This is a genomic window from Paenarthrobacter nitroguajacolicus, assembly GCF_029952445.1.
GTDB classification, from domain to species: domain Bacteria; phylum Actinomycetota; class Actinomycetes; order Actinomycetales; family Micrococcaceae; genus Arthrobacter; species Arthrobacter nitroguajacolicus_B.
This window is the reverse complement of the sequence record NZ_JAQPPK010000055.1, coordinates 1-9,358: the sequence shown is the minus strand read 5'-3', so window position 1 is coordinate 9,358 and position 9,358 is coordinate 1. Positions and strand designations below refer to the sequence as shown.

Below are 9,358 nucleotides of genomic sequence, written 5' to 3'. Positions count from 1 at the left end.
TTCACACGCAGACGATGACGTCATCGGAAACCACCACGGAACGCCACTCGTCGGCGGCGTAAGATGGTTATAAGGGACAGGGCCCGGACCCGGCCGACGCCCCGGCTCCTGCCGCTGAAACCGCTTCCGCTGAAGCATCCGGCTCGTCCGAGTCCGGCTACGTCACTCCGTTGGTTCGCAAGCTTGCCAACCAGCACGGTGTAGACATTGCGTCAGTCTCCGGCACCGGCGTTGGTGGCCGCATCCGCAAGCAGGACGTACTTGCCGCCGCCGAAGCCAAGCAGGCTGCAGCAGCTCCCGCTCCTGCCGCTGCGCCCGCCGCTCCCGCAGCCAAGGCAGCCGCCCCCGTCGTCGCGTCCTCGCTGCGCGGCACCACGGAGAAGGCCCCCCGCATCCGCCAGGTCATCGCCCGCCGTATGCGTGAGTCGCTTGAGGTCTCCACCCAGCTGACCCAGGTGCACGAGGTCGACATGACCAAGATCGCCAAGCTCCGCCTCAAGGCCAAGAACTCGTTCCAGGCCCAGAACGGCGTCAAGCTGACCTTCCTGCCCTTCATCGCCAAGGCCGTGGCCGAGGCTCTGAAGCAGCACCCCAAGCTGAACGCTGCGTACGACGAATCCAAGCAGGAAATCACGTACCACAACGCCGAACACCTGGCGATCGCCGTCGACACCGACAAGGGTCTCCTTGTCCCCGTCATCTCCGACGCCGGCAACCTGAACCTCGCCGGTCTCGCAGGCAAGATCGCCGATGTCGCAGGCCGCACCCGCGACGGCAAGATCGGACCGGACGAGCTGTCCGGCGGCACGTTCAGCATCACGAACATCGGTTCGGTGGGTGCACTATTCGACACCCCGATCATCAACCAGCCCCAGGTCGGTATCCTCGGCACCGGCGCAATCGTCAAGCGTGCAGTTGTGGTCGCTGACGAAAACGGTGACGACTCGATCGCCATCCGGTCCATGATGTACCTGTCGCTGACGTACGACCACCGCCTGGTGGACGGCGCCGACGCCGGCCGGTTCCTGCAGACGCTCAAGGCCCGCCTTGAAGAGGGTGCATTCGAAGCAGACCTCGGTCTCTAAGCATTACCGCCTGCAGGTTGCTCCTGCAGATTGGGAAGGGGCAGGTTGCCGGGGAAACCCGGGGACCTGCCCCTTCCACTTTTAACGCCAGCGCGTGGCTTTGCTACAGGACGTAGAACCGACTGGATAAGCTAGGGCCATGAGTATCCTCTTCAACATTCTGGTGTTCTTGCACGTCGTCGGCGCAGCCATGATCGTGGGCTACTGGATCGCCACCCTCCGCCAGCCCACCGTTCACCCGCGCCAGCGCGACGGTGCCTTCCTTCAGCTCCTGACAGGCATCGCGATGATGGGCATCTTCCCCCTGCTTCCGGATGCTGATCCCAACTACTTCAAGCTCGGGGTTAAGTTTGCCATCGGTGTAGCTGTGGCAGTCCTTGCCGTCATCGGCTCACGCAAGGTCAAGAACGGCGAGCCCGTCTCCACCGGCCTTGCCCACGGCGTAGGTGGACTTGCCTTGGTCAATATCGCCATCGCCACTCTCTGGCACTAAACGCCAGTCCGGGGGTCACAATCCACCGACAGCGGAATGCCTGTGCAGTCCTTGGGCCGAATCCCTAGGATTGATTCCGGTGGCACGTGGCGAAGGCCGCGTGCCGGATCACAACGACGCTAAGGAGTGGACATGGCAGCAACACGCACCGCACACACGGTTTGGAACGGCAACCTCATCGAGGGTGCTGGAAACACCACACTGGACAGCTCCGGCCTGGGCACCTTCGATGTCACCTGGAAGGCCCGCACGGAGCAGTCCGGCGGCAAGACCAGCCCCGAAGAACTGATCGCTGCAGCCCACTCCGCATGCTTCTCCATGGCGTTCAGCCACGCCTTGGCCGGCGAAGGCTTCACCGCCGAGGAAGTAAACACCAAGGCGGACGTCACCTTTGTCCCGGGCACCGGCATCACGGGCAGCCACTTGACCATGACCGCCAAGGTTCCGGGTCTTTCCCAGGAGGATTTCCGCCGTATCTCCGAGGACGCCAAGACCGGCTGCCCCGTCTCCGGCGCGCTGGCCAGCATTGAGATCACCTTGGATGCCACCCTCGCAGAGTAGCTACGAAGGCGCATCCCGCCTCGACGTACAAGAGCCCCGTCACTCCATTTGGAAGCGACGGGGCTCTTGGCGTCCTGCGGTTCCCTACTTCTTGACCTGCGGGCGCGAAGGCAGCGGAGCAGGCCGTAGCTTGCGGTAGCCTTCACGCAGCGGGGGCCGATCGGTGGGGAGCTCCTGGATCATTTCCTTGAGCGCGCCGATGCCGTACTCCAGCTGCGGATCGGTTCCGGCTGCGTAGGCGTGGGGAGGGAAAAGGACCTCGATATCGGGCTCGACGCCGTGATTCTCGACGTCCCAGCCGATCCCCCCGCTGAACCAGGTGGCGTAGCGCGGTTGCGTAACACCTGTGCCGTCGGCCAAGGCAAAACGGTTGTCAATGCCCACGACGCCACCCCACGTACGCGTCCCGATAACTGGGCCGATGCCCCTCAGCTTGGAGACCTGGGTGATGATGTCGCCGTCGGATCCGGCAAATTCGTCGGCCAGGATAATCACGGGACCACGTGGCGCATGGTGCGGGTAGGTGCGCGGCTTCTCGCCACGCGGCATGCTCCAACCGGTTACTTTCCGGCCGATCAATTCGGCCACAAGCTGGGAGGTGTGCCCGCCGCGGTTGCGCCGTACATCGACGATCAGCCCGTCGAGGGCCGTCTCTGTGTCCAGGTCGCGGTGCAGCTGGGCCCAGCCGTTGGCCATCATGTCAGGAACGTGCAGGTACCCGAACTTGCCGCCTGAGGCCTCGCGCACAGTCCGGCGGTTCGCCCGTACCCAGTCCTGGTAGCGGAGCCGCTCCTCGTCGCGGATGGGAACCACGGCCACGCGGCGCTGCCTGCCGGCGGCTTCGCCGTGGCCCTTGCCGTTCAGAAGAGTCAATTCCACTGTCCGGCCGGCCGCGCCCACCAACTGCATTGCAGGCGTCAGGGCCGCTGAAAGTTCGACGCCGTCAACCGCCAGGAGTACGTCGCCCACCTTCGCGTCCACACCGGGGCGCGTCAACGGCGAGGTAGCCAGCGGATCCGAGGATTCCCCGGCGAGGATCCGGGTAATTTCCCATCCACTTCCGCCGAGCTGCAGCTCAGCCCCCAGCCGCCCTTGGCCATTTCGCCCCGGCTCGGTGACTGCTGCCGGGCGGACGTAGGCATGCGAGGTTCCAAGTTCGCCGTGGAGTTCCCACAGCAGGTCCACGAGGTCGTCGTGCGAGCCAAGACGGTCCACGATCGGGCGGTACCGCTTGTACACGGAATCCCAGTCCTGGCCTGCCATGTCGGCCGTCCAGAAGAAGTCGCGCTGCAACCGCCAGGCTTCATCGAACGCTTGTCCCCAGGCTGCGACCGGGTCAAGGATGACACGAATCCTGTTGAGGTCCACCTTCACATGCTCGGCTGAGTCCTCTTCCACCTTGCTGTCGGCGGGCACCGAAATGATGCTCTTGTCCAGGACGTAGACGATCCGGCTCAGGTCGCCGGATACACGGTAGCTGTCCACTGCCGGCACGATGGTGGTCGGCTTGCGCTTGGTCAGGTCAAAACGGACCAGGGACGGTGCGGTCTTCTTGTCCTGCAGGGTGCCCTTGCCCTCGCCGGTGACCCCGGAAAGTTCTGTGTCCAGCCACAACAGCGCGCCCTCGCCAACGGCAAGGTCGGAGTAGTTTCCTTGCGGAACGGGAACGGTAATTACCCTGTGGGCGAGCCCTTCGGCATCCACGCGCACGGCCGGGACGTCGCCGTCGTCGGTCTTCTTCGCCGTTGTCGGCGCGTCCTCGAGGGTGTCCACGGACGGTCCGAAGGGCGACGGCGTCTCCGCTGCGAGCGCCACCATGTAGGGCTTGATGGGGCTCGGGAAGGAGAGGTCGAAGGAGTGTCCGTCGTAAACGGGGTCGAAGCTCCGGTTGGACAGAAAGGCAAGGAACTTCCCATCCGGCGTGAACCGGGGCCACTCGTCGCAGAAACGGCCATCAGTGACGTCAATGATGGCCTGGTCGCTCTCCGTGGGACGAGCGATCCTCAGCTTGCTTCGTGAACCGAACGACGTCACGGGCTCGGACCAAGCCAGCCATTGGGAGTCGCCGGACCACGAGAGCTGGTCGATGCTGCCTTCGCCAACACTGACGAGCTTGGTCAGCGTTCCGGTGGAAGTCTCGGCCACGAAGACATCGCCGAACGACGTGCCGACGGCGACCCAGCGGCCATCCGGGCTGGTTTCCAAAGCGCTTGTCCGCGTGGGCTGCGGGAAGTCGATGCGGAGCTGGGCGGCGTCCTCCGGAGCAGGCTGTGCTTCCGCGGCGGATACACCACCAGCGGTGTCAGGCGAAGGCTCGGCGTGGCCCGTCGTTTCCGCGCCGGGGGCCGGCGTCGTTACCGTCGCGTTCCCTTGCGCGGCCGCGGCCGGTTGCCCCACCACGTTGGATACGGAAACCGGCTTTGGCAAGGAATCGTCTTCCTTCGCCGGAGCGGGTGCTTCCACTGCCTTCAACACTTCCGCCGCCGCCAGCCGGGAGGCGATGCGCTTGATGTACAGCGCTTCGACTCCCCCGTGGTCCGCCACGTAGGCGATCCTGCCGTCTGTAAGCGGGCGGGGCAGTCGGGCACGGACTCCCGGCGTGGCTTCCACGACGCGCGACGGTCCGTCCTTGTGCCGAAGCCAATGGATGGTGCCGTGCGATTCCACGGCGCTGGCCGTCCCTGCAGCGTTCGGGAACACGTCACCGAGGTGGGCTGAAGCTTTCAGGGGCGCAGGACGGCGTGCCGGCGAAGCCGAGCCGAGGGAGATTTCCAGCTTGGCCGGCTGGGCGTCAGCGTCGAGGGAGGGAAGGATCCACAGCTCGCCGGCAGATTCAAAGATGATCCGCTTGCCATCCGTGCTGGCGTGCCGCACATAGAAGTCCTCGTGGTCAGTGTGCCGGAGCAATCCGGAACCATCGGGGAGGACCGAGTACAGATTGCCAAAGCCTTCGTGGTCAGAGAGGAAAGCAATCCTGCCCTCCACCCACAGGGGGTCCGTGAGGTTGCCGTCAATCTCCGGAACCAGCCGTTCAAATTCGCCGTTGCCGTCAGTATCGATCCACAGCTTGCCCGCCGTGCCTCCGCGGTAGCGCTTCCACCAGGCAGGTTCACGAGAGAGGACAGTGGCCAGCACCACAGGCTTCTCATCGCCGAGCACCGGCCCGAAAGCTACGGCCTCCACCGGGCCAAACGGAAGTTCGACGGCGGCGCCCCCGTCGAGCGGGAGGCTGTAGGCATGCGTGTGGCGGCTTTCGGCCTGCTGGAAGGCGCTGGTAACCACCACTTGCCCGGCTGGAGTAAAACCCTTGACCTTGGTGGTGCTGTGGCCGAAATAGCTCAACTGCCGGTACCCACCGCCGTCGACGTTCGCTGTTACCACTTCCGGGGACGTTCCCACCACAACTGTCCACACCAGCTGCTTTCCGTCCGGCGTGAACCGGGGGTTCCTGGACGGCAGCTGCTGGGAAGAGACGCGCCAAGCGCGGCCTCCTTCGAGCGGCGCGACCCAAACGTCGTCTTCGGCCACGAAAGTGACCAGATCGCCGTGAACATGCGGGAAACGGAGGTAGCTGGAGGAGGTCATTGTTCGATCATAGTCAAGAGGCGGCTGCCGTCGGCGGCACCGACAGGCGTTTCCGCCAGACGTTGGCCTTATGGTGAGATGGGTCATGCGCATCGTGATGTCCGGAGCTTCAGGAATGATTGGAACCGCACTGGCCGCGCAGTTGGCCAGCCAGGGCGATGAGGTGGTCCGGCTTGTGCGGCGGCCCGCCACCGGACCCGGCGAATTCGCCTGGGACCCCGCCAAAGGCGAACTGGACCAAACAGTCCTGGACGGCGCAGATGCTGTGGTCAATCTCGCCGGCGCCGGCATTGGGGACCGGCCTTGGACCAAAAAGCGCCTTGAAGTCCTTCGCGATTCCCGGCTTCAGACCACGCGAACCTTGGCCGACGCCATGGGACGGCTGGCTAGGCCTCCAGCGACTTTCATCAGCCAGTCGGCTTCCGGTTACTACGGAGCGGACAGCACTGGAGTTCTCCACGAGGATTCCGCTCCAGGCGGCGGGGTCCTTGGTCCGCTGTGCGTCGAGTGGGAACGCGCGGCGAGGACAGCTCCGGCGGGAGTCCGCGTTGTCACTCCCCGGACCGGGGTTGTGCTGAGCACCTCCGGAGGAGCCTTGGCCCCGTTGCTCCCCCTGCTGAAGCTGGGACTCGGTGGGCCCTTTGGAAACGGCCGCCAGTACTGGCCCTGGATTACCCTCGCGGACGAGGCGGCTGCCCTCGCCTTCCTCCTCACCTCCGGGCTTGAAGGCCCGGTAAACCTCTGTGCGCCGGAAAGCGCCGATGTGAACACGATCGTCGCAGCCTTGGCAAAGGCCTATCACCGGCCGGCGTTCTTCCGTGTGCCCCGACCAGCCCTGCGGCTGGTCCTGGGCCAGTTGGCAGATGAACTCGTGTTGGCGAACCAACGCATGGAGCCCGCGCGACTGGCTGAAGCAGGTTTCCAGTGGCAGCACCCGAATCTTGCCAGGGCCATGGATTGGCTTCGCCGGGACGGCTAGGCCCAAATGGAGGGATGTCTCCCGTTTAGTTGGCCGGCACAGTTCAGTTCCCTGGAATGGTGATCTCCGAAAGCCACCAGCGCCCATTGGAGCGAACCAAGGACAACCGCAGGGCTTTGGCCAGTCCGGCAGGTTGACTCCGGAGCACCGCTCCGGAGGCATTACGTTCTTCGTAGGCGGACGTGGTGGCACTGACGTCCACCTGGACCTGCTCCGTTCCGGAGCCCGTGCCAACCGCCACTTCCGTCAGTTGTGTCCTAAGTCCCGCGAAACTGGTGCCGGACTCCTGCAACTGTTCACGCAACTTTTGGTCCGACTCCGCGGCTGGCGAGCCATGGGCGTTGACCAGGTCCAACAGTTCGAGCCTTCCTTCCCTCAGGGCGACATCGCGGACAGCAGAGAGCGCAACAACGGCAACGGCCGGATCCTCGGCTCGAAGTGCTGCAGCCATGTCGTCGGGAAGGTCGTCGGCTTTCGCAGGCTCCAATGACGGGCCGGGGCCGACCGACCGGCTATCCGCGGCCCCCTCCGCAGCGCTGCCATGCTCTATTGGGGCCGGCTCCACAGGAGCCTGCTGAAGGACCGTCCAGGCCACGCCGCAGAGGACCACACCGCCTACCGCCACCAGCCCCAGGCGGACAAACAAGGCTCTCCTGGACGTGCGCGGCGCACGGATCCCTGCCCTGACGTGGGCCTGAGGCAATGGCAGGAGCTTGCGCGGCCAACGGAGCCATGTCTTTATCCTCCGTGGCGAACGCCCGAGCGCCTCGCGCCGTGTCAGCAGCTCGGGAATAACGGAACGATGCACCGCTCCAGACAAATCCAAGGTCCCGGGTGCGGCGCTCCTGAAGACCGCCGTAGCGAATTCCTTCGCCGTGGGACGGGCAAGCGGGTCAGGATCGAGCGCTGCCTCGAGGACAGCTGCCATGGTTTTCGGGACCCCGGGAACCAGCAGCGACAAAGGTGGCCGCAGTTGCGGCGGGCCAGGCACGACGCCGGTCAGGCAGTACCAGCCCAGCGCGCCCAGCGAATATACGTCACGTTGCGGGCGCAATCCGCGACCGGAATCCACGGTTGCGGATGCGGGACTGACGGGGTTGGAACTGACAGGGTTCAAACCGACAGGGTTCAAACTGACAGGGCTGAAGGGGTCCCTGAAACCAGCGGTTCCGGCGTCAAGGTTTTGCTGGGAATCACCCAACCTGGCAGCCAGGCCCAGATCGGCCAGAAGCGGCATGCCCACGGCTGTAAACAGGACATTGCCCGGCGAAACGTCACCATGGACAACGCCGTTGGCATGCAAATAGGACAGGGCCTGGGCGATAGGCGTCAGCACCGTCACGGTTTCCCCAACGCTCAACCGTTTCCGCCCGGAGACCAAATTCGCCAGCGACCCGCCAGCTGCGTAGTCCATCACAATCCCAAGCGGCCCGCCTGGAGAATTATGCGGTTGGAGGACTTCGTAAACGCGGACAATATGCTGGTGCTTGAGGTGGGACAGAAGCATCACTTCACGCGCTGCATTGCCAAGGGCCTGCACTTCAGTCCCGCCGCGAGGACATTTGACCGCAAAGAGTTGCCGGTCCTTCAGTCGGGTGCCGAGCCACACGGTGGAGTTGCTGCCTCGGCCCAGCTCTCGGGTCATTTCGTAGCCCGGAAGCAGTGGTGCCACGGCGTCGGCGGATTCCAGAGTTTCCATGGATAAGGTCTACCGGACCTTGCGATTCTCTGCAGAATTTATCCACAGGGTCCGCATCCCTGACCTTCGCGGGCGGGCCACAGCGCATGATGCGACTGAGAGCTTCACCACAAAACCATGGGCAATCCCGTGCTGGGTCTAAGCTTGAACGCATGACTCTTGAGTTTTCACAACTGGGTCTTGCCCCGGATTTCGTTGACTACATCCAGGGCTGGGACCTGCAGCGCGAAATCCACAACAAGGTTGTTGCGGGCGAGCAGAACAGCACCGTCTTGCTTCTGGAGCATGCTGCCGTCTATACGGCCGGCAAGCTGACGGAAGATCACGAGCGGCCCTTCGACGGAACTCCCGTTGTTCCCGTGGACCGTGGCGGAAAACTAACGTGGCACGGCCCTGGTCAGCTGATTGCCTATCCGATCCTCAAACTGAAGAACCGGGCCGGCATTCGCGACTACGTGGAGCGCCTCGAGGCGACCATGATCGCCGTCATGGTCGACTACGGAATCAACGCCGTCACCGTGAAGGGCCGCGCCGGCGTCTGGATCCTTGCGGACGACAAAGGCCCGGACCGAAAGATCGCCGCAATCGGCATCCGCGTCCTGGACGGCGTCACCATGCACGGCGTTGCCATCAACTGCAGCAATGACCTGGCACCCTACGCCCAGATCATCGCTTGTGGAATCACTGACGCCAGCGTCACCACCATGTCGCTGGAAACCGGCCGGACCATCAACCCGGCCGACATCGTTGACCGCTTCGTGGAAGAATTCCGCAAGCACGAAGAAGCACTCGTTTCCACCCCCGAAGGAGCACTCCAGTGACCTTGGCACCTGAAGGCCGTAAGTTGCTGCGCGTTGAGCAGCGTAACTCGGCGGTCCCGGTTGAACGTAAGCCTGAGTGGATCAAGGCCAAGGTCCAGATGGGTCCGGAGTTTGTCCAGCTCAAGAACCTGGTCA

At 64.2% G+C, this 9,358-nt stretch carries 6 protein-coding genes and 2 pseudogenes; 6 read left to right on the top strand and 2 right to left on the bottom strand.

Annotated features, from left to right (window positions below):
- Nucleotides 1-89: 89 nt before the first annotated feature.
- The 3 genes and pseudogenes from sucB to PJL15_RS22365 all read left to right on the top strand — a co-directional run.
- Nucleotides 90-1,085: pseudogene (gene sucB, locus PJL15_RS22375) on the top strand (2-oxoglutarate dehydrogenase, E2 component, dihydrolipoamide succinyltransferase); the annotation flags it as partial.
- 139 nt (nucleotides 1,086-1,224) lie between these two features.
- Entirely contained in the window at nucleotides 1,225-1,578 is a 354-nt protein-coding gene (locus PJL15_RS22370; RefSeq protein ID WP_281453327.1) for a hypothetical protein, read from the top strand.
- Between the two features lie 132 nt (nucleotides 1,579-1,710).
- Nucleotides 1,711-2,139, top strand: a complete 429-nt coding sequence (locus PJL15_RS22365) for an OsmC family protein (protein WP_018778715.1) — start codon at nucleotides 1,711-1,713, stop codon at nucleotides 2,137-2,139.
- 84 nt (nucleotides 2,140-2,223) lie between these two features.
- Here the strand turns inward: PJL15_RS22365 and PJL15_RS22360 are convergent, their stop codons facing one another.
- Nucleotides 2,224-5,724 (bottom strand): S41 family peptidase, encoded by a 3,501-nt coding sequence (locus PJL15_RS22360; protein ID WP_281453326.1) that lies wholly within the window; start codon nucleotides 5,722-5,724, stop codon nucleotides 2,224-2,226.
- A gap of 85 nt (nucleotides 5,725-5,809) precedes the next feature.
- On the opposite strand from PJL15_RS22360, the gene PJL15_RS22355 reads away from it, so the two are divergent.
- Nucleotides 5,810-6,703, top strand: a complete 894-nt coding sequence (locus tag PJL15_RS22355) for a TIGR01777 family oxidoreductase (RefSeq protein WP_281453325.1) — start codon at nucleotides 5,810-5,812, stop codon at nucleotides 6,701-6,703.
- Nucleotides 6,704-6,746: 43 nt separating this feature from the next.
- Here PJL15_RS22355 and PJL15_RS22350 read toward each other — a convergent pair whose 3' ends face one another.
- Nucleotides 6,747-8,402: a serine/threonine protein kinase gene (locus PJL15_RS22350; protein WP_281453324.1), complete on the bottom strand. Its 1,656-nt coding sequence runs from the start codon at nucleotides 8,400-8,402 to the stop codon at nucleotides 6,747-6,749.
- An 89-nt stretch (nucleotides 8,403-8,491) separates the two neighbouring features.
- Between PJL15_RS22350 and lipB the strand changes: the two genes are divergently transcribed.
- Both lipB and PJL15_RS22340 read left to right on the top strand, forming a co-directional pair.
- Nucleotides 8,492-9,223 (top strand): lipoyl(octanoyl) transferase LipB, encoded by a 732-nt coding sequence (lipB, locus tag PJL15_RS22345; RefSeq protein ID WP_432443851.1) that lies wholly within the window; start codon nucleotides 8,492-8,494, stop codon nucleotides 9,221-9,223.
- Nucleotides 9,220-9,358, top strand: a pseudogene (locus PJL15_RS22340) (lipoyl synthase); the annotation flags it as partial. The gene lipB and the pseudogene PJL15_RS22340, both read left to right, overlap by 4 nt.